The sequence below is a fragment of the Granulicella paludicola genome (genome assembly GCF_025685545.1).
Taxonomy (GTDB): domain Bacteria; phylum Acidobacteriota; class Terriglobia; order Terriglobales; family Acidobacteriaceae; genus Granulicella; species Granulicella paludicola.
Genome location: NZ_JAGSYC010000025.1, coordinates 504,247 through 527,744 on the forward strand (window position 1 = coordinate 504,247; position 23,498 = coordinate 527,744).

The 23,498-nt window shown below is 59.7% G+C and carries 23 protein-coding genes; 4 read left to right on the forward strand and 19 right to left on the reverse strand.

Annotation, left to right across the window (positions count from 1 at the left end; genetic code table 11):
- Positions 1-179: 179 nt before the first annotated feature.
- Together OHL14_RS13910 and mdh are read left to right on the forward strand one after the other, a co-directional pair.
- On the forward strand, positions 180-1,610 hold the full coding sequence (locus OHL14_RS13910; RefSeq protein ID WP_263379957.1) for a glutamine synthetase family protein: 1,431 nt from the start codon (positions 180-182) through the stop codon (positions 1,608-1,610).
- A 181-nt stretch (positions 1,611-1,791) separates the two neighbouring features.
- The gene (mdh, locus tag OHL14_RS13915) at positions 1,792-2,721 is read left to right on the forward strand and encodes a malate dehydrogenase (RefSeq protein WP_263379958.1); all 930 of its coding nucleotides are present in this window, start codon (positions 1,792-1,794) and stop codon (positions 2,719-2,721) included.
- An 81-nt stretch (positions 2,722-2,802) separates the two neighbouring features.
- Here mdh and OHL14_RS13920 read toward each other — a convergent pair whose 3' ends face one another.
- From OHL14_RS13920 to OHL14_RS13930, 3 genes are all read right to left on the reverse strand, one after another.
- Positions 2,803-3,309, reverse strand: a complete 507-nt coding sequence (locus OHL14_RS13920; protein ID WP_263379959.1) for a peptidylprolyl isomerase — start codon at positions 3,307-3,309, stop codon at positions 2,803-2,805.
- A 69-nt stretch (positions 3,310-3,378) separates the two neighbouring features.
- Positions 3,379-4,125, reverse strand: a complete 747-nt coding sequence (locus tag OHL14_RS13925) for a peptidylprolyl isomerase (RefSeq protein WP_263379960.1) — start codon at positions 4,123-4,125, stop codon at positions 3,379-3,381.
- A 48-nt stretch (positions 4,126-4,173) separates the two neighbouring features.
- Positions 4,174-5,304, reverse strand: a complete 1,131-nt coding sequence (locus OHL14_RS13930) for a glycoside hydrolase family 130 protein (RefSeq protein ID WP_263379961.1) — start codon at positions 5,302-5,304, stop codon at positions 4,174-4,176.
- Between the two features lie 135 nt (positions 5,305-5,439).
- On the opposite strand from OHL14_RS13930, the gene OHL14_RS13935 reads away from it, so the two are divergent.
- On the forward strand, positions 5,440-5,733 hold the full coding sequence (locus OHL14_RS13935) for a putative quinol monooxygenase (RefSeq protein WP_263379962.1): 294 nt from the start codon (positions 5,440-5,442) through the stop codon (positions 5,731-5,733).
- Between the two features lie 2 nt (positions 5,734-5,735).
- Here OHL14_RS13935 and OHL14_RS13940 read toward each other — a convergent pair whose 3' ends face one another.
- Positions 5,736-6,887: a dipeptidase gene (locus OHL14_RS13940; RefSeq protein ID WP_263379963.1), complete on the reverse strand. Its 1,152-nt coding sequence runs from the start codon at positions 6,885-6,887 to the stop codon at positions 5,736-5,738.
- Between the two features lie 112 nt (positions 6,888-6,999).
- Here OHL14_RS13940 and OHL14_RS13945 point away from each other — a divergent pair, with 112 nt between their 5' ends.
- Positions 7,000-7,203 carry a hypothetical protein gene (locus OHL14_RS13945; protein WP_263379964.1) on the forward strand — a complete coding sequence of 68 codons (204 nt, stop codon included), beginning with the start codon at positions 7,000-7,002 and terminating at the stop codon, positions 7,201-7,203.
- A gap of 78 nt (positions 7,204-7,281) precedes the next feature.
- Here the strand turns inward: OHL14_RS13945 and OHL14_RS13950 are convergent, their stop codons facing one another.
- The 15 genes from OHL14_RS13950 to OHL14_RS14020 all read right to left on the reverse strand — a co-directional run bounded on the left by OHL14_RS13950 (position 7,282) and on the right by OHL14_RS14020 (position 23,480).
- A complete protein-coding gene (locus OHL14_RS13950; protein WP_263379965.1) occupies positions 7,282-7,695 on the reverse strand; it encodes a GlcG/HbpS family heme-binding protein in 414 nt (137 codons plus the stop codon).
- 59 nt (positions 7,696-7,754) lie between these two features.
- Positions 7,755-7,994 carry a type II toxin-antitoxin system HicA family toxin gene (locus OHL14_RS13955; protein ID WP_317890421.1) on the reverse strand — a complete coding sequence of 80 codons (240 nt, stop codon included), beginning with the start codon at positions 7,992-7,994 and terminating at the stop codon, positions 7,755-7,757.
- A complete protein-coding gene (locus tag OHL14_RS13960) occupies positions 7,991-8,200 on the reverse strand; it encodes a type II toxin-antitoxin system HicB family antitoxin (protein WP_263379966.1) in 210 nt (69 codons plus the stop codon). The genes OHL14_RS13955 and OHL14_RS13960 overlap by 4 nt, the downstream gene beginning before the upstream one ends.
- Positions 8,201-8,251: 51 nt before the next feature.
- Positions 8,252-9,037, reverse strand: a complete 786-nt coding sequence (gene sdhB, locus OHL14_RS13965) for a succinate dehydrogenase iron-sulfur subunit (RefSeq protein ID WP_263379967.1) — start codon at positions 9,035-9,037, stop codon at positions 8,252-8,254.
- A gap of 111 nt (positions 9,038-9,148) precedes the next feature.
- The gene (gene sdhA / locus OHL14_RS13970; protein ID WP_263379968.1) at positions 9,149-10,918 is read right to left on the reverse strand and encodes a succinate dehydrogenase flavoprotein subunit; all 1,770 of its coding nucleotides are present in this window, start codon (positions 10,916-10,918) and stop codon (positions 9,149-9,151) included.
- A gap of 9 nt (positions 10,919-10,927) precedes the next feature.
- Positions 10,928-11,353 carry a hypothetical protein gene (locus OHL14_RS13975; RefSeq protein ID WP_263379969.1) on the reverse strand — a complete coding sequence of 142 codons (426 nt, stop codon included), beginning with the start codon at positions 11,351-11,353 and terminating at the stop codon, positions 10,928-10,930.
- A 1-nt stretch (position 11,354) separates the two neighbouring features.
- Complete coding sequence (locus OHL14_RS13980) at positions 11,355-12,173, reverse strand: succinate dehydrogenase (protein ID WP_263379970.1); 819 nt, start codon at positions 12,171-12,173, stop codon at positions 11,355-11,357.
- Positions 12,174-12,325: 152 nt separating this feature from the next.
- Positions 12,326-12,973 (reverse strand): non-canonical purine NTP pyrophosphatase, encoded by a 648-nt coding sequence (locus OHL14_RS13985; protein ID WP_317890422.1) that lies wholly within the window; start codon positions 12,971-12,973, stop codon positions 12,326-12,328.
- A 52-nt stretch (positions 12,974-13,025) separates the two neighbouring features.
- Entirely contained in the window at positions 13,026-14,225 is a 1,200-nt protein-coding gene (locus tag OHL14_RS13990) for a beta propeller repeat protein (RefSeq protein ID WP_263379972.1), read from the reverse strand.
- A gap of 317 nt (positions 14,226-14,542) precedes the next feature.
- On the reverse strand, positions 14,543-15,694 hold the full coding sequence (locus OHL14_RS13995; protein WP_263379973.1) for a beta propeller repeat protein: 1,152 nt from the start codon (positions 15,692-15,694) through the stop codon (positions 14,543-14,545).
- 196 nt (positions 15,695-15,890) lie between these two features.
- Positions 15,891-17,648 (reverse strand): ABC transporter ATP-binding protein, encoded by a 1,758-nt coding sequence (locus OHL14_RS14000; RefSeq protein ID WP_263379974.1) that lies wholly within the window; start codon positions 17,646-17,648, stop codon positions 15,891-15,893.
- Between the two features lie 97 nt (positions 17,649-17,745).
- Positions 17,746-18,462 (reverse strand): FKBP-type peptidyl-prolyl cis-trans isomerase, encoded by a 717-nt coding sequence (locus tag OHL14_RS14005; RefSeq protein WP_263379975.1) that lies wholly within the window; start codon positions 18,460-18,462, stop codon positions 17,746-17,748.
- 38 nt (positions 18,463-18,500) lie between these two features.
- A complete protein-coding gene (locus OHL14_RS14010) occupies positions 18,501-20,870 on the reverse strand; it encodes an LptF/LptG family permease (RefSeq protein WP_263379976.1) in 2,370 nt (789 codons plus the stop codon).
- Positions 20,871-20,919: 49 nt separating this feature from the next.
- A complete protein-coding gene (locus tag OHL14_RS14015; RefSeq protein ID WP_263379977.1) occupies positions 20,920-23,274 on the reverse strand; it encodes a heavy metal translocating P-type ATPase in 2,355 nt (784 codons plus the stop codon).
- Positions 23,271-23,480 carry a heavy-metal-associated domain-containing protein gene (locus OHL14_RS14020; protein ID WP_263379978.1) on the reverse strand — a complete coding sequence of 70 codons (210 nt, stop codon included), beginning with the start codon at positions 23,478-23,480 and terminating at the stop codon, positions 23,271-23,273. The genes OHL14_RS14015 and OHL14_RS14020 overlap by 4 nt, the downstream gene beginning before the upstream one ends.
- Positions 23,481-23,498: the final 18 nt, after the last annotated feature.

Sequence of the window (23,498 nt, forward strand, 5' to 3'; positions counted from 1 at the left end):
AGTGTATTAGACAAGCCCTGATGCGCCGGGATGCAGATTCGCCGCGCGGATATATGGAATTTTTACATGGGCATCTGCTACGTTTAAGACAACCCATTTTCAGTGCGACCGGGAAGAGCTTCGGACCACCGCAGAACTTATCCAAAACCACAGCAGTCTGCTGCTAAAGAAGGAGCAACATGTCGAGCGAATTTCGCAATTTTCTTGAGTTGTCGTACGAAGAGCTGGAAGAGCTCAACCTGAAGGCCAAAGAGCAGCGCAAGAAGCGCGTGTCGATCGACATCATCCGCGAAGAGCGCCTCGCCTACCTGAACGACACCCCCGGCATCAAGGCCGTGACCGTGCTGTTCTCGGATCTCGAAGGCCGCCTGCACATGCTCGACTACGACAAGAAGTTCCTCGTCAAGAGCTACGACAACCTCACCTTCGACGGCAGCTCCATCCGCGGCTTTACCGCGCAGAAGGAGAGCGATCTCCGCCTCGGTCTCGACTGGGCTGCGTTCTACTGGGTTCCCGCCGACATCTTCGGTGCAGGCAAGGTCCTCATCTTCGGTGAGGTCATCGACAAGAACGGCGACCACTACTCAGGCGATCTGCGCGGCGTGCTCAAGGACTACGCCGACCAGCAGTTCAAGAAGAATGGCTACACGCTCAACGCCGCCAACGAGATCGAAGGCTTTCTCTTCGAAGGCATCGACGCAGAGCGCAACTACCCGCTCCTCGGCAAGTTTGAGTACACCAACCAGGGTGGCTACTATCACTCGCTGCCCGGCGATCCGCTCCGCGAGTTCATCGACACCACCGCTGAAGTGCAGCGCGCGATGGGCTTCGAGAACGAGAAGGATCACCCCGAAGTCGCTCCCAGCCAGTTTGAGATCAACTACACCTATGGCGACGTCGTCACCGCTGCCGACCAGATCCAGCTCTACAAGCTGATCTGTCGCCAGGTTGCGACGCAGATGGGCATGACGGCGACTTTCCTGCCAAAGCCTGTCACCGGCGTAAACGGTTCGGGCATGCACACCAACGTGTCCATCACCAAGGGTGGCAAGAACCTGTTCTGGGACCCCAATGGCCAGGAGAAGATCTCCAAGCTAGCATGGACGTTCATCGACAAGATCCTCACCCACGGCAACGATATCTGCCTGCTGCTGAATGCCAGCGTCAACAGCTACCGTCGTCTCGATCCGCACTTTGAAGCTCCGAACCAGATCAAGGCTTCGGCCACAGATCGCGGCTCCATGGTGCGCGTTCCCATTGGCAACGAGAAGTCGGCGCGTGTCGAGGTCCGCTCCGTCGGTCCGGATGCGAACCCCTACATCGTGCTCTACACGGTCTTCAAGACCGGCCTCGACGGCCACATCGCGAAGATCAAGAACCTGCGTCAGGCTGAGCGTTACCTGCCGGACAACATCTACACCGCCCTCGAAGACTTCCGCGCCGGTACCTGGAACGACACGTTGCTCGGTGCCGATGTGAAGGAGCGCTACGCAGAGCTGAAGCAGGCATCCGCCGACCGTTGCCCGCGTCTGCTCGGTACGCAGATCAAGGCCTGCGAGATTCAGTTCCATCACGAGGTCTACAACCAGCTCCTCTGGGGCCAGTTCTAACCTCCGCCGCGTTGCAGCAGAAAGAGCCAGCCTTCGGGCTGGCTCTTACTCTTTGCAGCCGTAGTGTTGCGAAATCGAACAGCAGGTGCGTTTATCGGCTGCTGCTGTCCAGTCGCTCTTTCCGGCGCATATCATGAAGGGGTCGAGATGACACAGATTTTCTCAGTGGAGAGACAACAAGATGCGCAAGAAGGTAACAGTGGTAGGTGCCGGCAACGTCGGCGCAACGGCAGCACACTGGATCGCAGCAAAGGAACTGGCGGACGTCGTTCTCATCGACGTGATAGAAGGCGTGCCGCAGGGCAAGGCGCTCGATCTCGCACAGGCGATGCCCATTGAGAAGCGCGACGTGTCGCTGATCGGCACCAACGACTACGCCGATACCGCCAACTCGGACATCGTCGTCATCACGGCGGGCATCGCCCGCAAGCCAGGCATGAGCCGCGACGACCTTCTGAACACTAACTTCAAGATCATGAGCGACGTGGCAGAGAAGGCTCTCGCCGCCTCGCCCAACGCGATCTTCATCATCGTCTCCAACCCGCTCGACGCCATGGCGCAGACCGCATTCAAAAAGCTCGGCATCGCTCGCGAACGCGTCATCGGCATGGCTGGTGTGCTCGACTCCGCCCGCTTCCGCACCTTCATCGCGCAGGAGCTCGAGTGTTCGGTTGAGAACGTCACCGCCTTTGTGCTCGGCGGCCACGGCGACACCATGGTGCCGCTCTCGCGCTACTCCACGATGGCAGGCATCCCCATCACGGAGTTGATCGAGCCTGCGAAGCTGAAGGCCCTCGAAGAGCGCACCGCTAACGGTGGCGCCGAGATCGTCAAGCACCTCAAGACCGGATCCGCCTACTACGCCCCCAGCGCCGCTGCGGTCGAGATGGTCGAAGCCATCCTCAAGGACAAGAAGAAGGTCCTCCCTTGCGCCGCCTATCTGCAGGGCGAGTACGGCATCGACGGGCTTTACGTCGGCGTACCCTGCAAGCTCGGCGCCAAGGGTCTCGAAAAGATCATCGAGATCAAACTCACCGAAGACGAGCAGGCCGCGCTGAACAAGAGTGCCGCCGCGGTAAAAGAACTCTGCACGGTGATTAGTGTAGCCTGACGTTACCGCTTGCTGAATCAGCCAGCAAAAACAGAAGCCCCGCTCATCGGCGGGGCTTCTGTTTTTCTATGCGCGAGCAAGTTAATCGCGGTTGATCGTGACGCTCTCGAGCACCACCGGCGTCTTCGGGCGGTCCATGCCGTCGCGAGGCACCTTGCTGATCTTCTCGACGATGTCATAACCTTCGGTCACTTCGCCGAAGATCGTGTGCTTGCCTGTTAGCCAGCTCGTGTCGGTGACGGTGATGAAGAACTGGCTGCCATTCGTGTTCGGGCCGGAGTTCGCCATCGCGAGCTTGCCGGGAGCCTTGAAGTGGTGCGGGCTGCCCTTGGTCTCATCGGCAAACTTGTAACCGGGGCCACCCATGCCGGAGCCCTGCGGATCGCCGCCCTGGATCATGAACTCGGGAATCACACGATGGAAGATCGTGCCGTCGTAGAGCTTGTCGCCCTTCTTGCCGGGCGCGTCCCACTTCTTCGTGCCCTCGGCGAGCTCGATGAAGTTCTTCACTGTTTCAGGTGCTTCTGCTTCGAACAGCTTACAGACGATGGTGCCTTCGGATGTCTTGAAGGTTGCGGTGGTAGCCATGGGTTCTCCTGTCTTTCTGTTGTGAGCCTGACTTCGACTCGTGTTGGGTAAGATGCGGCTGCTGCGCTCCTAATGGGTAGGCGCGGCAGAAGTTGTGGGCGTACCAGGCGCAGTGGGCGCTGCCAGCGGATCGGGAGGAATCGGCTGACCTTCCGGCACGATGGTCACCTTCTTCAAAATGACCGGTGTCTGTGGCTTGTCCTCAGCATTCCGATCCACGCGGGCAATCGTCGCAACGATCAACACCGAGTGCGGATCGCATTGGCCGAACAGGTTGTACTTGCCGTTTAGCTCCGGCTGCTCCGCCTCGGTGATAAAGAACTGCGACCCGTTCGTATTCGGTCCCGAGTTCGCCATCGCCAGGCGTCCCGGCACATCGAAGCGCAGCGAGGGTGTGATCTCGTCCTCGAAGTAGTAACCGGCGTCGCCAGTGCCGTTCCCCGCGCGGTCGCCGCCTTGAATCATGAATCCGGGGATAACGCGATGGAAGGTGGTGCCATCGTAGAACGGCCCCTTGCCGGGGTCCTTCGTTACCGGGTCGGTGTAGGGCTTGGTGCCGGTCGCCAGCCCGATAAAGTTGGCAACCGTGTTTGGTGCTTCCTTGCTGAAGAGCTTGCACGTCAGGCGGCCCATGCTTGTGTCGAACAGCACCGTGGGGCCGGTAGGAACTGCAGGCGGTGCCACCTGTGCCACGGCCGAAGGCGCGTCAGGCAAGGCAGCGGGGGACTGGGTCGTCTGTGAATAAAGCACGCTGCTGAAAGGGACAACCGCCAGCGTGCAGAGAAAGGTACGGAGAGGGAGGGTAGCGGTCTTCATTCCACCTTCAAGGCTACTCCATTCGAGCCAATGGAGAAAGCTGCGCGTCTACTTCTTCATCGGAGCGGTCGCCACGCCTACGAACGAGTCCGCAGTGCCGTAGTAGAGAAACCACTTGCCATGCAAAGGCACCAGCCCCTCGGCAAATGTCGTACCCGCGGCATACTGCCCCGTGCGCTCATACGGCCGCTCGGGCTTGAAGACAGGCTGATCGGTCCGCGCCAGCAGCTTCGTCGGATCGTCAGCAGAAAACAGCGCTTCCCCCACCGAGTACGCTCCCGCTGCAATCGCAGGGTCTCCCTGCAAAGAATGAATCGTATCCTCCGGGTTCGAGTTCTTCGCGTTATAAAGCATCACAATGCCCTGTGACGTCAGCACCGGCGGCGGTCCTGTCTCCGGAAAACCGCTATCGAAATGTCCCGACCTTGCTGCCAGCAGCACGTGTGGCTCATGCGTTGCAGGATCGACCACCGGCGTCCAGTTGATCAGATCGTCCGACGTAGCAAGCCGTATCTGAATCTCGCCCCAGTACATCCAGAACTTGCCATGCAGCTTCGCCGCGATCAGCCGGTCCCCACGCAGCTCCGTCAGGATGCCCGCGGACTTATACATCAGCGCTTTGTAGTGGCCGCCGTCCGCAGCGTCGAACGCAGGCCCATGCTTGGTCCAGTGCACGAGATCTTTCGACGTCGCAATTCCGATCGTATACGTTCCGCGATCGCGCGCCCACTGCGTATAGGTCACCACGTAGCTGCCATCCGGAGCCTGCACAATGCGCGGATCTTCCACGCCGCCTGGAAACTCATGCGACTTCTCCGCATCGTTGTCCATATAGAGCACAGGCGCGGGCCGCATCTTGAAGTGCAGCCCATCGCTGCTCGTTGCAAGCCCCAGCCGCGACGTGTGGCCACCGATTCCCATCACGCCGCTGTCATCTTCCGCGCGATACACCACCGCCACAGAGCCATCCGGGGCGATCGTCGCCGCCGGGTTGAACGTATGCAGCGCCTCCCAGTGGATAGGCTTCTGCGAGATCGGATCGAGAAAGATAGACGCCTTATTCGGGCTGATGACGGGCACATCCAGCGGTCGTGTGAACGGACCCAGCTGCCAGTCCTGGGCAGACGCCGTAGCCGTTAGCCCCGCAGCAAAGATGACAATCTGAAAGATTCGTTGCACAAAACTCCCCGTCGCTCAAATCTCTGACCGCAAGAGCTTAGCGCACCGCGGGAGCGATAGGGAAGTCTGCACATCCGCCAGCACCATAGAAGCGTACTCTCACTACAAGCATCAAAGTGATTCAAAGGAGAAGCGATGGCAACGAAGGCGATCTGGGTGATGTTGAAGGCTAAGCCCGGCAAAGAGAACGATGTAGAAGCTTTCCTGAAGCAGGGCGCGGTGATGAGCCACGACGAGCCGAAGACCGTCACCTGGTACGGCGTCAAGATGGGCCCGGGGGTGTATGGTGTCTTCGATACCTTTGACGACGAGGCCGGACGCGACGCACACCTCAATGGTGAGATCGCCAAGGCGCTCATGGCGAACGCCAGCGAACTCTTCTCGAACGAGATCAAGATCGAGAAGATGGAAATCCTCGCAGATAAATAGAGTTATTCGGCCGCAGCCTGCACCGCGCCGAAGACACGCAGCAGATTACCGCCGAGCAGCTTTTGTAATTGCTCGGTGGTATAGCCGCGCTCCACAAGCGCGTCCGTAATCTTCGGCAGGTCCGCCGCGCTGTCCAATCCCTCTGGCAGAAACTGGATGCCATCGAAATCGGAACCGATGCCCACGTGATCGACGCCCGCCACCCGCGCGACATGATCGAGGTGGTCCACCAGCGTGCTTAGCGGTGTCAGTGGCAACGTCACCCGCAGATGCTTTTCATAAAAATCCCTGTCCGCAGCCACCGTCACGGTGAAGGGAACCGGCTCTCCACGATCGCGATATGGAGCTGACACTGTAGCACGCATCGCATCGCGCTCCGGAATCTTCCGCAGCCACGCCCTCGTCCAGGCCTCATCGATGAACGGCGGGTAGAAGTTCACCATTACCACGCCACCGTTCCGCGCGATTGCGCGTAGCTGATCATCCGTCAGATTGCGCGGTGTGTCCGTCAGCACCCGAGAAGAAGAATGCGAAGCAATCACCGGCACGCTCGTCGTCTCCAGCACATGCGCAAGCGTCGCATCGGACACATGCGAGACATCCACCATCATGCCCAGGCGATTCATCTCGCGCACCACCTCGCGACCAAACGTACTCAGCCCGCCATGATGAGTCACACTCGCATCGTCCAGATCTCCCGAGCTGTCCGCCCACTCATTCGAGTTCGACCACGTCAGCGTCATATAGCGCACGCCGAGCTTGTAAAACTCTCGCAGGTTCTCCAGCTTGTTCTCGATCGAGTGCCCACCCTCAATCCCCATCAGCGCGCAGAAGACCCCTTCCTCATGCGCCTTCACCACATCGGCAGCGTTCAGCCCTAGCCTCATCGTCTCCGGATGCTTTTGCACCTGCTCTCGCACGCCTTCGATCAACTGCAGTGTGCGCTGCGCATACCGCCCGCCCCACTCCTTCGGGTCGACCCAGATAGCGAAGAACTCCGCCGTCAGCCCCCCCGCCATCGCCGATTCCAGGTTAATCATCCCACCCTGCAGCGGATCGCTGAAGTTCCACCCTTCATCCACAAACCGTTGAGGCGTATCGGCATGGCCGTCGATAACAAGAAACTTGTCGCTGAGCTGTCCGAGGTTTGTCATGACTGAGTCTGCATCCATCCTGAGAGGTTTGATTGTATCAATCGGCAATCTCACACCTCATCAGACAACGCGACTCCTCCGAACACCATCTCTACTATGCAGAGGTGCAATTATGGCTGTCGAAGTGAGTCCCAACACGAGCACGACGCGCAACACCAACATTTCAGTGGAAGCCCCCGACACCGCAGGAATGAAGCCGGGTGGCACGGATTCTGAGAAGGTCGAACACCTTGCAAACGAAGGCGCCGAGCGCGCTGCAAAGCGCATCAACAATGACAAGGGCAACGTACCCGGAACCTCAGAGTTTACTAAGTAGTTGTAGAAGTCGGGCCCCGAATACACAAAAGCCCTGCCATTGTGCGGGGCTTTTGTGCGTGCATTTTTGCGTACGTCGTTAGAGAGCGGCAGCTCCAGCTTCAGCCACAGCGTGGTCCTGCTCACCGCTACCGCCGCTGATGCCTACAGCGCCCACCACTACGCCATCCTGCTTCAGCGGAATACCACCAGCAAAGATCATGATCTTTCCATTGTTCGATGCGTGGATACCAAAGAACTGATCGCCGGACTGCGAATTTGCACCCAGATCTTTTGTCGTGATGTCGAACGCGCGCGACGTGAACGCCTTTTTCTGCGCAATATCGATCGAGCCGAGCCAGGCATTCTCCATGCGCTCAAACGCCAGTAGGTTGCCACCCGCGTCCACAACGGCAATGTTCATGGGCTGGCCGATCTCTTCGGCCTTCTTCGTAGCTGCCGCGATAATGCGGCGTGCGTCTACAAGGTCAATACTCTTGATGCTGGTGCTCATCTTGTGTTTCTCCTGTGGTTGAACTTATGTAGCACGTAGGATGCCGCAAGGTGTGAAGTCTAAAAACCTTGCAATATGTCTTTTCGAGATACCTGCTTGTGGTCTGCGACCATGCGAACGATGGCAGACAGGGTACCGGTCTTCAGGGGTTTGTGTGCTGGTATGGGCAAAGTCTGGCCGGTCGGTTCATCCGTTCTCAGGATGATGTGACTTCCAAGCTGTCGATCCTCAACGTACTGCCACAATCGCACAAGATGGTTTGCCAGGTCGCGACCGTAGATATCACGCGGTGTCTTCACGCAACCGCCAGCACCTGCTCGACATGGAGGAAGAGACGTATCTTGTCCGGCGGTGTTGAGTCGTAAAAGTACCCGCGTGTAGCATCCAGCACCATGTAGCAGAGCTCGTCCCACGTGTCGCCTTGTGTGGCGATACTGTGGTCGACAGCCACAGCCACGTAACCTCCATCGGATTCCTGCGTGACGTTGAAGACAAGCTCAGTCATGCTCACAGAGTACGCTCGACAAGCAGATAGCATCAAGCATTTTGTCGATGCCTAATGCGTAAAGAAATCCTTCACCTGCTGAATAAACACATCGCGGCCAATATCACTGATGGCTTCGGTCAGTGGTAGCTGCTTCGGGCACGCCTGCACGCAGTTCTGCGCAAAGCCGCACTCCTGAATACCGCCATCGCCCGCCAGCGCACGCAACCGCTCTTCCTTCAGCACCGAGCCGGCCGGGTCCATGTTGAACAGCTTCGTCTGCGCAATCGTCGCTGCGCCCACAAAGCCGGTCACATCGTTGAACTGCGGGCAGACCTCCATGCAGATCGTGCAGCTGATGCAGTTCGACAGCGGATAGCGCTCTTCCTGAATCTGTGGATGCTGCCGCGGCGCTGCGCCGAGGTCGTACGTGCCATCGATCGGCACCCACGCCTTCACTGCTTTCAAGTTCTCGAACAGCACTGAACGGTCGACCGCGAGATCGCGCACCACCGGAAACTTCGACAGGGGCGCCAGCGTGATCGTCTTTGAAAGGTCCGGCTTTTGACCATGCTCAACAGCGCCCAGCAGCTTGTCTACCAGCGCCGAGCAGGCCATCATCGCCTTGCCATTGATCAGCATCGCGCAGCTGCCGCAGATCTCTTCCAGGCAGTTCGAGTCATACGTGATCGGCGTGCTCTCCGCGCCATTGATCGCGCGCGGATTCAGCGCAATCTCACCCAGCAGCGACGTGATGTTCATGTTCGGCCGATACGGAATCTCGAACGTCTCGGTGAACGCCTTCGCGTCAGGCCCAGACTGCCGCTTTACTTCAACCTTGATCGTGCGCTCTGTCATAGCAAACTCCTGACTACCCTTGTTTGTCATACCCGCAGTAGATCTGCTTCTGTCTTTCCTGTTTGTCATTGCCGCAGGGAATCTGCTTCTCGCTCCCTGCGGCACACCCAGTTAGCTGCTCGTATAAACCCTTGGCCGAGGCGTGATGTACTGCGTATCAACTTCTTCGTAGCTGATGCTGGGCGCGCCATCCACAAACGCGGCCTTCGTCGTCTTCAGGAACCTCTCATCGTTGCGCTCCGCGAACTCCGGCTTATAGTGCGCTCCACGAGACTCGTCCCGCAGCCGCGCGCCCTTCACGATCACCCGTGCCAGCTCCAGCATGTTGTACAGCTGGCGCGTAAAAGCAAAGCTCGTGTTCGCCCACTGGCTCTTGTCGCTCAGGTTCACATTCTTGTAGCGGTCCAGCAGTTCGACGATCTTCGCATCCGCCTCATCCAGCCCGGCGTTGTAGCGCACGATCGTCGCGTGCTTCGTCATGTTCTCGCCCAGCTCGCGCCAGATCTTGAACGGGTTCTCCGTGCCCTTGTTGTTCAGCAGCGCCGAGTTCTTCTCGTTCTGACGCTTCAGCTCTGCAGCATGACCGCCGTCTCCCACCTGCGCGGGCAGATTCTTCGTATACGCCATCGCCTGCGGCCCAGCCACAAAGCCGCCATAAATGCAGCTCAGCAGGGAGTTGGCACCGAGCCGGTTCGCTCCGTGGATCGAGTAGTCCGCCTCACCCGCCGCAAACACGCCGGGGATGTTCGTCTGCTGGTTGAAATCCACCCACAGCCCGCCCATCGTGTAATGCACACCGGGGAAGATCTTCATCGGCACCTTGCGCGGATCGTCGCCGACAAACTTCTCGTAAATCTCAAGAATGCCCTCAAGCTTGTGCTGCTTCTCGGGGGCCAGGTGGCTCACATCGAGATACACCATGGGCTGCCCGTCGATGCCCATGCCGTCTTCGTACACCACCTTGAAGATCTCGCGCGTCGCAATATCGCGGGGCACCAGGTTGCCATACTTCGGATAGCGCTCTTCGAGAAAGTACCAACGGTCCGGTTCCGGGATAGACTGCGCGGCGCGCTTGTCGTTCTTGTCGCGAGGCACCCACACGCGACCACCTTCGCCACGCGCCGACTCCGACATCAGCCGCAGCTTGTCCTCGCCGGGGATCGCCGTCGGATGCACCTGGATGAACTCGCCGTTCGCATAGAACGCACCCTGCTGATACAGCGCCGACTGCGCGCTGCCCGTGCAGACCACCGAGTTCGTGGACTTTCCAAAAATAGCTCCGTTGCCGCCGGTGCACACAATGATCGCGTCCGCAGCAAACGTCCGCGTCTCCATCGACCGCAGGTCCATCGCGCAGATGCCGCGGCACACGCCGTTGTTATCCAGCACCGCCGACAGGAACTCCCAGCCTTCGTACTTCTTTACCTTGCCTTCGCTCTCGAAGCGGCGCACCTGCTCATCGAGCGCATACAGCAGCTGCTGCCCCGTCGTCGCTCCAGCAAACGCCGTCCGCTGATACAGCGTCCCGCCAAAGCGACGGAAGTCCAGCAGCCCCTCAGGCGTGCGGTTGAACGGCACGCCCATGCGGTCCAGCAGGTCGATGATCGCCGGTCCCTGCGCGGTCATGTTCTTCACCGGCGTCTGGTTGGCGAGGAAGTCGCCGCCGTAGACCGTGTCGTCAAAGTGCTTCAGAACGGTGTCGCCCTCGCCCTTCAGGTCCTTCGCCGCATTGATGCCGCCCTGCGCGCACACCGAGTGCGACCGCTTCACAGGCACGATGGAAAACAGGTCGACCGTACCGCCAGCCTCAGCAATCTTGATGACCGCCGAGAGACCAGCAAGGCCTCCTCCGATAACGATGATGCGTGGTGCTGCTGCCATGCTGGCTTCCTAACCTTTCAGCTTGTGTGCCTTATTCAGGCGCCAAGTTAGAACTATGGTTGTCAAGGCGGCTTCACCTACTACAAGCCAAGCGAAAATCTGTGGCGGCACTCGGTTCGATACAAACAAAGTCACATCGACGAGCAGAACGGCAACAAAGATAGCTAAAACAGGTAGCATCGCTTTCTTTACTTCTCGTGGTTCGAGTCTAACGGCCACAGGTTCGACCACCATATTCGAGTCTGCATCGCTGTTCGTCAGGCTTTGCTTCCGCTTGCGAATCGCTGCTTGGGCTCCGTACAGCCACATAACGTTCACACACATTCCAATCGCAGTAGGGATATATGCCCGATCTCGCAATCCTAAGTACGTGCCGGAAATCAGGCAGAACAATAGCAGCAAACTGAATGCTTGCATAAAGCGAAGCTTGAACATGTCATCGAACCTCACCCGGCTGACTAGGATTCGTACTCCCCGCCGGAGCCACATTCGGCGCAGGCAACACAATCCCCGCAGGCTGCTCCGGCATCACATCATCCGGCGCGTTCGCATACTTAGGATTCAGGAACGCAAACATCCCGATCAGTCCCAGCACGCACAGGCCCGAGCCAACCGCCGCGCACACATACCCAAACCGCTTACGAGCCACATTGCCTGGCGTGATGCCCCACTTCGCTGCGAACAGCCAGATGCCGTACGCAAAGTGCCAGCACGTGGCGACCATCGCAATCACGTAGGCAGACAGGATGAGCGGATGTTGCAACTCCATCTGCACCTTGTGGAACGCCGCCCCCGGATGCTCCGGCAGGCTCACGCCGCTGAAGCGCTGGCTGTACAGGTGATAGCAGATGTACACGAACGCAATGTAGCCCGTGATTCGCTGCGCGTAGTAGCCCCAGTTCCCGGCCCACGGATACACATTCACATTGCTGCGACCGCGGATGCCGATGTACACGCCATACAGCGCGTGATAAGCCAGCGGGATAAAGATGAACGCCCACTCCAGCACGCGGACCAGCGGCAGCCCGTTCAGGAACTTCACCTGCTGCGCATACGCCAGCGGCCCGTTCACGGCCTCGTAGTTCGAAACGATGTGCTCGACTAAAAACGCGCCGATAGGCAGCAGCCCTGTCAGCGAGTGCAGGCGACGCAGAAGAAAGTCGTGGCCCTGCCCCGCGCGTAGCGGCTGGACGCCCCTACGCTTGCTACCGGAATGGGGGTTTGAAGCTGGAGCGGGAGGTGCGATTGCGGCCATACTGGGGGCTCCTCACAAATCTTTGCCGACGTTCGCCGCCAACCTCAGGCGTAACGTATTGGCATTGTGATGATTCCACCCCGAAAATAGCGCGGTCAAGCGAAGTCTCTCGCCGCTCGTCGATAATCGTGCGGCTGTGCGATATCTAGACCCTAAAGCTTCGTCACTTTCAACTGGTCCAGCAGACTCCGAAACGCATTCCCCCGATGCGATATCTGCCACTTCTCCTCGCCCGACAGCTCCGCCATCGTCAACCCCAGCTCCGGCAGCAGAAACAGCGGGTCATACCCAAACCCATTCTCCCCTCGCGGTGCGTCGAGCACCTCGCCCTCGCACGACCCCATCGCCCGCAGCAGCACCTCGCCATCCTTCGCCAGCACCAGCGCACACACAAACCTCCCCGACCTAGGCACCCTCCCCGCGCCGCTCAGCCGCTCCAGCAGCAGCGCATTGTTCCTCGCATCCTTCGAAAGCCCCGAGTCCGCACCGAACCCCGCATCCTCCGCATACCGAGCGCTCCGCACCCCCGGCTCGCCCCCCAGCGCATCCACCTCAATCCCGGAGTCATCCGCAAACACCATCAGGCTGCGCCTTTCGGCCTCCCGCGCCAGTCGCGAGTACGCCACCGCCTTCAGCGTCGCATTCCCCAGGAACGTCGCCGCATCCTCTACCGGCTCCGGCATCGCTGCCAGCCCCGGCACCGGCAGCACCGTCACGCCATCCCCGCTGGCACTTTCGCTGAACTCCCTCAGCTTTCCAGCATTCCCCGTAGCCGCATAGATCGTGATTCCGTCGCTCATCGTCATCGCCCTATTATCAGCCAGCAGGCATTAGCAACCGACCACACACCGCCTACTGCCCGGTCGCCAGCAGCATCCGGCTCTGCGTCTTCAGCACGCCAATCCGCCCCTTCGGCCCCACCACATACGGCAACGACAGCGCATTCCAGTTCTTGTCCGCATCCGGCGCATCGCCCTGCCCAGGCATCAGCGCGCTCCAGTCGCGGCCATTGTCCACCGAAACATCCGTGCCGTTCAGCCCCACCGCAATCCACATCTTCGTCATGTCATCGTACGCAACCGCCGACCGATACCCATGCGGAGGCGTCGTCGCCGCCGTCCACCGCACCCCGCTGTCCGTGCTGAACGCCGCCGTCCCCTTCGTCGACTCCGGCTTAAGATCATTGCCGCCCACCGTCACCAGCACACCGCTGTCCACATACAGCACCTCTTCCTTGTTGTCCGGCGCCACATGCGGAGCTCCGCCACCCTCCGACTTGATCGCCACCGAAAATGCCCCCGTATCCTCCGTCCCCGAAGACACCGGAATATATCCGCCGACATACTTCATCGTGTGCTTGCCCATCTTGATCGTCTCGGCAATCACGCGGCTGCGTGCGCCGATCAGCCCGCCCGTCACAAACAGCTCACTGCCATTCGGAAAATACAGCAGGGAAGAGTTGCTCGCCGCAAAGATCGCCTCGCCATCCTCCGCCGCCGGAGACTCGACCTGATCGCTGCCGATCTTCGTCCAGTGCTCGCCACTGTCGGTCGTCTCATACCGCGCAAACTTGCCGCGCACCGCATCGCCAATCACGCGCCCCTGATATTGCTTCACCCCGGGCCTCATGCTGATCAGCGGCAGCGTCATCTTCAGCGCATCGAAGTAACCGTCCTTGTCCGTGTTTGCCAGCACCAGCCGCCAAGTCCTGCAACCATCGCTGGTCTTATACAGACGAGACAAGCCCCCACGCCCGCTGGCCATCACGATCGCCGTCTTCGCATCCAGCCCCTGCACGCCCCTAAAGTCCAAATCCGCCGCAAACGTCGTCCCCGCAGCAGGCGAGGTACAGTGCTCCCAGTGCTCACCATAATCCTCGGTCCGCAACACCGTGCCCTGGCTGCCGGAGGCCCACGCCACCCCCGCCCCCACGTTATCGATCCCACGCAACTCCGCCGTCGTGCCCGACCGCTGCATCTCCCACTGGGCCCGAACCGTCGTCGCAAAGAAAGAGCAAGCTATCAAACAAGAAGCAAGACGTACAGTTTTCATGCACGGAGTGTAATCCCGCCCAAGCCGCCCGTATCCATGCCAAAAGTCATCCGTCTTTAGACACCCCGCCTGTGACCATCTCCAGGTCCTGGAACCTGCTCTCGTTCGTCATTCCCGCAGGGAATCTGCTTCTTCTAAACTGGCCGGTGACGTCCAAAGTTCGCCAAGCTGCACGATCCTGTTTTCGCGACAATCGCCCATCCACCCCACCGCCCCGTCATTCTGAGCGAAGGTTGGCAGCCTTACGCCAACCGCAGCCGAAGAACCCCGGCAGCGCCCACATTCCCCCATACCGCCCGCCCCTTCCCACCCGAACGCTACTTCAGCACCCTATCCCTCAGCACCCCAATCCTGCCATTAGGCCCCACCACAAAGGGAAGCGACAGCGCATTCCAATCCTTATCCGCCCCCAGAGTCTCTCCCGCACCCGGCGTCAACGGCTTCCAGTTCTTTCCATCATCGAAGGAAACATCCGTCCCGTTTGGGCCAACTGAGATCCATGCTCTTGCGTTTGCATCGTAGGCGACAGCAGAACGGTAGCCGTGAGGAGAGCGCACAGCGAGCACCCAGTTTTTTCCAGTATCTACGGAGTAAGAAGCCGTCTTAGTCGGGTCATTCGGTTTCCTATAGTCTCCCCCGACGGCGATGCCGATGCGATCTTCGCGGAAAGCCAAGGAAAAGATCCCAGCGCTTTCGCTCCCTTGGCTCATTGGGGTTTCAACTCGAAGACGTTCTCCTCGACATGGCTCACAAGTTGGGGTGTCTTCTTCGGCTTCTCGATGGATATAAGAGTGCTCTGGAGTCTGCGTAGCTAACCATTGATAGTTCCAGACAGGATCGCGCTTAGGAACGCTACCCAAAACCAATGTTGAGTTGCTTCCTGCAAAGCCGCTCTCGCCAGACAACGCGGCCAGCTCGAAGAAATGATCTGACAGGTCTCCGGCTGGATCGTCGCCTTCATTGTATTTCCATACAGGAAGGATATGCCCCATTTTTTCGTTCACAAGTGGACGATCCACGGAATCGCCCGCTATCTCTAACTGATCCTGATCTCTAGCCTGCAACGCATCCCAGAACCCATCCTTATCTGGATTCGTAAACACCAGCTTCCACGTCGCACATCCATCCGTCGTCTTATACAGCCGCGACAGGTCCCCCTTGCCGCTCGACATCACAATTGCCGTCTTCGCATCGAACGCCTGCACCCCACGAAAGTCGAGCGTCTCCGCCCCCGGAGGCACCGCACATACCTGCCAGTGCTTCCCGCCATCCTCCGTCTTCAGCACGGTCCCACCCGTCCCCGAAGCCCACGCCACGCCACCGCCCACATTATCGATCCCCCGCAGGCTGGCCGTCGTCCCGGAATGCTGAATCTCCCATTGAGCGTTGGCTTTAATCATGAGAGCAAGAAAAAGCAGGAAAATCGGTAGAAGTCGCATGGTCGGAGTGTAAATGCCCAGGCCTTCCATGGCGTTGCACGTCCAGGCTCGTGGCAGGGTGGATCTCTCACCAGCCTCAAGGGATGTTGCAAACAAAAGGGGTTCCAAATTGTCCGATACTCCCGGTGGGACTACCCCTTTGTTTACAAGACCTTGCCGATTTCGCTGCCCGCCCACAGGCATGATTCCCTTGGGAATCAATACTTTGTCCCCAAAGCAGGGGGGGCTACTGGGCAGTGAGGATCTCTTCCTCCAGCGACTGCTTCTCGTATAAGTCGCTGTAATAACCACCAGAGCTAACTAGCTCGTCATGCGAGCCAATCTCCGCAATCCTGCCATCAATCAGAACCGCGATTCGATCCGCATTCCTCGCAGTTGAGACGCGATGCGCAATAAGGATTGTCGTTCGGTCCAGCATCGCCTCGCGCAACCCGCTTAGAATCTGCTCTTCCGTATAAGTATCGACGCTCGCCAGCGCATCATCCAGAATCAGAATCCGAGGATCGCGCAACACCGCACGAGCAATCGCCGTTCGCTGTTTCTGCCCACCAGAAAGCGTCATCCCGCGTTCGCCAACAACCGTTTCGAAACCAGCAGGGAACTCAAGAATTTCCGTCGCAATATGCGCTGTGCGCGCAGCAGCTTCGATCTCTGCCTCGGAATGTTGTCCTTGCTTCACGTCGCCAAAAGCGATGTTGTCCGCAATCGTTGTCGAGAACAGGAACGTCTCCTGCGGCACAAACCCAATCGCTGTCCTCAACGCGCTCAGCGGATAATCCGTAATCGCTCGACCATCGATCAGCACCGCTCCATTCGCAGCGTCGTATAAGCGCGGAATCAGCGAAACGAGCGTCGATTTGCCGCTTCCAGTCGGGCCCACAATCGCCAACGAAGATCCCGCAGGAATCTCCAGCGAAATGTCCTTCAGCACCGCAGGTCCAGTCGGATAACTGAACGTCAGATCGCGTAGCGTGATCTCGCCACGAATCGGCGCGGTTGCCGGCAGAACAGCCGCGCTGTCATCGATGCTCGGCTGTTCCTTCATCAGGTTATCGATGCGCGTTACGGAAGCTGCTCCGCGTTGCACCAGGTTTACAACCCAGCCAATCGCGATCATCGGCCAGGTCAGTTGCACCATGTAAACGATGTAGGTCGTGAACTGAGGAACCGTAATGCGGTGATTCACAATCTCGTGTCCACCAACCAGCAGCGTTAGCATGATCGAAATACCCAGTACAAACTCCAGCGTTGGCCAAAGCATCGCCATCAGCCGAGCCAGCATGAGGCTGCGACGAATATATTCCTGGTTGGAGGTCTCGAAGGCCGCGATCTGGGCCTCTTCCTGCGCGAAGGCACGGATCAGGCGAGCGCCGGAGAAGTTCTCTTCGGCCTGCGCGGAGATGTCCGAAAACATCGCCTGAATCCGCTCGAAGCGCGTATGAATCTTCGCGCCGAAGTACTGCACCAGCACGGAAGCAAATGGCAACGGAAGGAACGCAAATAGCGTCAGTCGTGGGCTGATGCGCAGCATAAAAGGCAGCGCAAACGCCGTGAAGACGATCGTGTTGCACGAGTACATGATCGCCGGACCCAGAAGCTGACGCACTGCATTCAGATCGTTCGTCGAATGCGCCATGATGTCGCCCGTGCGATGACGCTGGAAGAAGTCAGGCGGTTGCGCTTCGAGATGGCTGAACAGGTCGTTGCGGATGTCGAACTCGATCTCTCGCGACGCGCCAATGATGATCTGCCGTGTCAGATACAGGCTCACTCCGGCGATGATCGCCACCGCGAGCAACCGAAGCGCGTGATATTCGATTTTCTTGGCTGAAAGGTCGTGCTGGATGTCGCTCATCGCGCCGCCGATGACCAGCGGAATCATCGCTTTGGAGGCGTTGTAGACCACGAGCGCGAGGCCGCCCAGAAGAAAGCTCTGCGTGTAGCGGCGAAGGTACGGAAAGAGCGGGCTGAGGCGCGAAAGCATATAAATATAAGTGTAGTGACAAAGGGCTTGCCGCGTGCGGACAGAAAAGCCCTGCGTCTCAGATGCTCGACGCAGGGCTCTCGACTTACTGATTTGCCTACTGCTTCGGCGCCGAAGGCGGAGTCGATGTTGGAGCGCCACTTGGAGCAGGAGCTGGCGTCGTCTTCGGCTCGGCTCCAGGAGCTGGCTCGCTGGTCGTCGGCTTGGCAGCAGGAGCGGGAGTTGCAGCTCCTGCAGCGGGTGCAGCAGGCTTCGGAGCAGCAGGAGGAGCCGGCGGCGTTGCGCTTTGGCCAACCAACTCCACATCGAAGATCAGCAGCGACTTCGCCGGAATCACCGGCGGATGACCGTCTTCTCCGTAAGCAAGCTCATACGGCACGAACAGGCGACGCTTGCCGCCTACGCGCATGCCCTCAAAGCCAGTGTCCCATCCGGTGATAACGCGATGCGCGCCGTAGGGAAAGGTGATGGGCTCGCCGCGGTCCACGGACGAGTCGAACTTTGTGCCATCGGGAAGATAGCCCGTGTAATGGACCGTATACCACTTCTTGGAGGTCGCCAGCTCGCCTTCACCGATCTTGGTGTCGATGTAGGTCAGCTGGTACTCGATCGAAGGGCACTTGGGCGCGGTTGCGGGCAGAGCTGGAATCTTCGCCGACATCACCGGCAATGTCACAGAGCAGTGACTCGCAACGGTGTGATGCACGCCTGTTGCAGAGGTCGTCGTGTGATGAACCGCGGGCTTGGAGGCAGTCGTTTGGGCTACGACGGGAATAGCTGTCGCAAGAAGGAGAGCGGGGAGAGTGGTTTTCATGTCGTAAATAGTGTAGCGTGACGCATCGTTGCGAGGCACTAGGTCGGAGTTCGCAGGAGTAGATAGCTTCCCACCATCGCAAACAGCAGATCAGGCGACCACGCCGCCAGCACCGCAGGCAATGAGTTCACATTGCCCAGGTTCTCGAAGATGCCTCCGATCACCCAATAAGCAATCGCCACGCCAATCGCAGTCGCCATGCCAGTCAGGCTGCCACGTTTGCCGGACGAGAGCGAGAACGGCACGGCGAGGATCGCCATCACGAACGTGATGAGCGGATAGGCGATCTTGCGGTCCAGCGCAACGCGCAGACGCGTCGTATCAAAGCCGCTCTGGCGCAGGTCGGTGATGTAGCTGGAGAGCTCGGTGTACGACATCTCCTGCGACTGGCGGTCCTCCTTCTTGAAGTAACCGGGTTGCTCGTGGACTTCAGCGAAGGTACTGGTGGAGAAGGTGCGGTAGTTGTCCAGTCGTCCATCGGGCAGGAAGGTGCGCTGCCAACCATTCTCGAAGACCCACGCATTGGCTTTAGCATCCCAGTGCGCGCTGTTCGCATAGATGCGTCCTGACAGGTGGTCGAAGTTGCCGGGATGGAACTCGAACACGGTGATATTCGCGAAGACGTTCCGGTCGGCGTCGAAGAACTGGTAATAGAAGATGCGCGTGGGTTCCGTCTGCGAACCGCCTGTCTCGCCGGACATCCATTTGCGGTCCGGTCGCAGGAAGGTCTGCGCAGGCTTGCCCTTGATGACAGACAGTAGTGCTTCCTGGCGTCGATTGGCATCGGGGAGATAGGTCTCGTCGAAGACGAAGAGTGCTGCGGAGAGCAGGGCAGCGACGACGAGCGCGGGCGCGACGATCCGATAGAGACTCGTTCCCGTAGCCTTCATAGCCGTCATCTCGCTGGTGCGGCTAAGAGCTCCAAAGGTGATGAGCACCGCGACCAGCGAGCAGACAGGCGTGACGTTGTTGAGGATGAACGGAATGAGATTCAGTAAGTAATCGCCGACCGTGACGAGCGGCGTGCGGTTACGAATGATGTCGCCGATGAGCTCGAAGAAGGTGAAGATCACGAAGAGGCTGACCAGGGTTAACAGCACCAGCGCGAAGTTGCGCAAGAAGCTGCCCATCACATATTCGTCGAGGATAAGGGGAAAGCGGATGCGTAGCGAGCGACGAATCCGCTGCATTAACGCGCCGCGTCCGAGTGTCTGCAGATTCTGTGAGCGCTTGCGGCCCAGCTTCTCTATGAGAGCGGTGAAGCTGGCTCCGACACTGCCGACGAGATTGACCGCGAAACCGCCGCGTGACATCTGCTGGATCAGCAGAAGGCCCGCGATGGTGAAGATGATGTTCGCTCCCCAGACGCCAAGGAACTCCGGCACTTTATCTTGCCGTGCAAGCGCGGTACCGATGATCGACAGGAAGTAATAGATGAAGACGAGCGCGAGCGTGACGACAAAGCCAGTGCCTTTACCGCCACGTTTGGACGATAGCCCGAGCGGCACGCCGACGAGCATCAACACGAGACATGCAGTGGGGAAGCTGAAACGGCGATGCAGCTCGATGCGGTAGGTCCGCTCGTCGGTGGGCTTGGAACCGTGAATGAGATGGAAGAGTTCGACGGTGCCAAGTGCCTGCAGCGGCGTATCGCGACGGCTCAGGTGCGAATCTTCCTCCTGCTGGCCGGTCTGGATGGGCAGTTCCGTGGAGTCAAATGCGGAGACGTCGTACTGATCGGGATCGGAGGCTGAGATGTCGTGGCGACTGCCATCGGCGAGCTGGATGCGGAGCGTCTGTGCGCCGCCGCTGAGGACTGTGGCCTCGTTCGAGGTGATGATGTGCGGTGTTGCCGGCTTGGTCAGGTCGGCGAGGAAGACGTGCTTCCAGATGGCTGTGCCATTGGCGCCGGGGATCACATCCTGAGCGTAGAGAACGTAGTTCTTGAAGTCTTCATAGAAGACGCGCGGCTGCACCTGAACTGTTGCCTGCGAGGACTTGGCCTGCACTTCATAGTCGAGCAGCGCCTGCGCGGCGCGTGGCGCGACGACCAGCGAGTTTGCCAGGCCGATGCCCCACGATACGATCGCGAAGACGCTGACGATCCGAACGAAGGCAAGGATACCGACGCCGCTTGCACGCATGGCCGTAATTTCGCTGTCGGAGGCAAGACGGCTGAGGCCGAGCAGGATGCCGATCAGGACAGACATTGGAATCGTGACAGTGAAGAACGCGGGTAGCAGATAGCCGATGAGGCGCAGCAGATCGGCGGGCGAGGCGACACCTCGAACGAAGAGCTCCATCAGGGGGAGCAGATAGCGCATGAACAGGATGAAGGTAAAGAGAACGCCCCCGAGAAGGGCGTAGCCGGTGATTTCGCGGAGTATGTAGCGTGTAAAGATGCGCACTGGTCAGTCCGCGAACAAGCGGTAGGGATAGTGTATCGCGGTCAGGCTGTCAGGCCGGATGCAAGCGGCGAAGGCGCAGCGAGTTGGCGAGCACGCTGACGGAGCTCAGTGCCATCGCCATGCTGGCGAGGATGGGACTGAGCAGGATGTGGAAGTGGGGATAGAGCACACCCGCGGCGATGGGCAGACCGAGCGCGTTGTAAATAAGCGCCCAGCCGAGGTTCTGGCGCATGATGTGCGTGGTGCGCCGCGCAAGTCGTACTGCCGTGGAGAGCAAGCGCAGATCAGGATGCAGCAGAAGGATCTCCCCTGCTTCCCGGGCGAGATCGGTTCCGGAGGGCATCGCAAAGCCCACGTCGGCCTGTGCGAGCGCGGCCGCGTCGTTGATGCCGTCGCCGACCATGGCCACCTTGTGGCCCTGCGACTGGAGGCCACGGATGGCTTCGAGCTTCTGCGCTGGCAGTAGGTGCGCCTGGATGTCGGTGGCTTTGGAGATGCCTGCTTCTTTTGCGATTGAGCTGGAGGCCGCCGCGGTATCTCCCGTGAGGACGAGCGGGCGGATGTGGAGTGCTCGCAGCTGTGTGATCGCCTCTGCGGTGCTGGGGCGGAGGTCGTCGGTGGCGAAGAAGGCCGCCTGAGGTACGCCATCGAGGATAAGGTACAGAGGCGTTGCCAGGCTGAGATGCTCCGGCGCGTTTAGCTCCAACGGAGGTGCCGTTCCGAGAAGCGAGGCGTTTCCGATAGCGACCGTCTTGCCCGCGATGGTAGCGGTGAGTCCTGTGCCGGGGAGGACGCGCAGACCTTCCACGGCGGGTGCTGCGGGGAGATCGTGACGCTGCTCCGAAAAGTCGACAACCGCATTTGCAAGCGGGTGCGTCGTGAGGCGCTCGAGCGCCGCTGCGTAAGCGAGGAGTGTGTGTTCATCAAGCGCGGCCGTGGAGACTCTGACGAAGCCAGCGATGGTTGGCCGACCGAGGGTAAGCGTGCCTGTTTTATCGAGCGCTATGGTGTCGATGGAGGCGAGTCGTTCGAGGGACTCGCCTCCTTTGATCAGCAGCCCTGCCTGGGCAGCACGACCGATGGAGACAGTGATCGCGGCCGGTACGGCAAGTCCCATGGCGCAGGGGCAGGCGATGATGAGGACCGCGATCGCGATGGCGAAGGCACGTGCGTAGCCTTCGTGATGACCGTGCGTGTTGGCGATAATCGCCCATGCTGTGAAGGTGATCGCTGCGAGCGCGAGCACGGTAGGCACGAAGATCGCGCTGGCTCGGTCGGCCAGGCGCTGCATGGGCGCGCGGCTGGATTGCGCTTCGTTTAACAGTTGCTCGATCTGCGCGAGCGTGGAGGCGGATCCGATAGCAGTGGCTTGTACGATGAGCGCTCCATCGAGGTTGAGCGTACCGGAGTAGACACGTTCGTCGGTCGTGCGTGTGACGGGCACCGGCTCGCCCGTGAGCATCGACTCGTCGATCGAGCTGCGCCCATAGAGAATCGTGGCGTCCAGTGGGATGCGGTCACCGGGAAGCACGCGGAGGATGTCACCAACCGCGATCGCGTCGAGTGGCAGCTTCTTCTCTGGTGCGGTGGTGTATTGCTGCGATGTGGGGTTTGCGGGCAGGTTGAGCAGTCGCGCGTCAGACGGCTGTAGACGTGCGAAACCTCGCAGGGCTGCGGTGGCTCGGCTGCGGGCGCGGGATTCGAGCCAGCGGCCGGTGAGCAAAAAGGCGAGGATGAGGACCACAGCCTCGTAGTAAACGTCGGCTGTGATGCCGTTGCGAGCGAAGGCTGCTGGTGCAACCGTCGCTACGAGCGACGAGGCGAGGGCGGCGAGCGTTCCGAGCGCCACAAGGGTATTCATGTTGGTGGCGCGATGACGAGCGGCGCGCCAAGCTGCGGAGTAGATCTCCGGAGCGGCGAAGAGCATGGTGCCGAGCGCGAGCACGCAAAGTATCCATCGGAGCGGCTGCGCCGGCAGAGTCATCAAAGCTGCGGGCATGAGCGGAGAAAGCACGCGCGTGGCAGCAGCAAGGAGCGGATCGGAGGTAGCAGGCTGGTCCATCATCAGCGGCATGGACAGCATCATGGCAACGGCTCCGGCGACGAGTGCAAGGACGGTGCGAATGCCTAAATGGGTGCCGTCCATTTCCATGTCCATCGAGTCGTGCATATCCGACATCGCGCTACTCTTGCTTGCCGGGACCGCAGCCTCATAGCCTGAGCTGCGAACAGCTTTTATGAGCAGGTCGCTGTCGACCGGCACAGAAGAGTCGATCTGCGCGGTGTGGGCCATCAGGTTGACGTTGGCAGACTCTACTCCGGGAACTGCCTGGAGCGCCTTCTGCACATGAATCTGGCAGGCCGCACAGCTCATGCCGGAGATCTGCAGCGTCTGCCGGTTCACAGGATTTCCGGATCGAAGACTGCAGGGTAACCTGCAGCGATGAGCGCCTGCTGCACCTGGGCCGGCGTTGCATCGGTGACGATGCGTGCGGCACCGATGCTGACCTCTTCGGCGTGGGTGTTGGGCAGCGAGTTCAGAGCGTCAGAAACACGCCGGACGCAGGCACCGCAGTGCATGTTCTCGATCTGGAGCGTAAGAGTCGACATACGGATTAGATGCCTCGG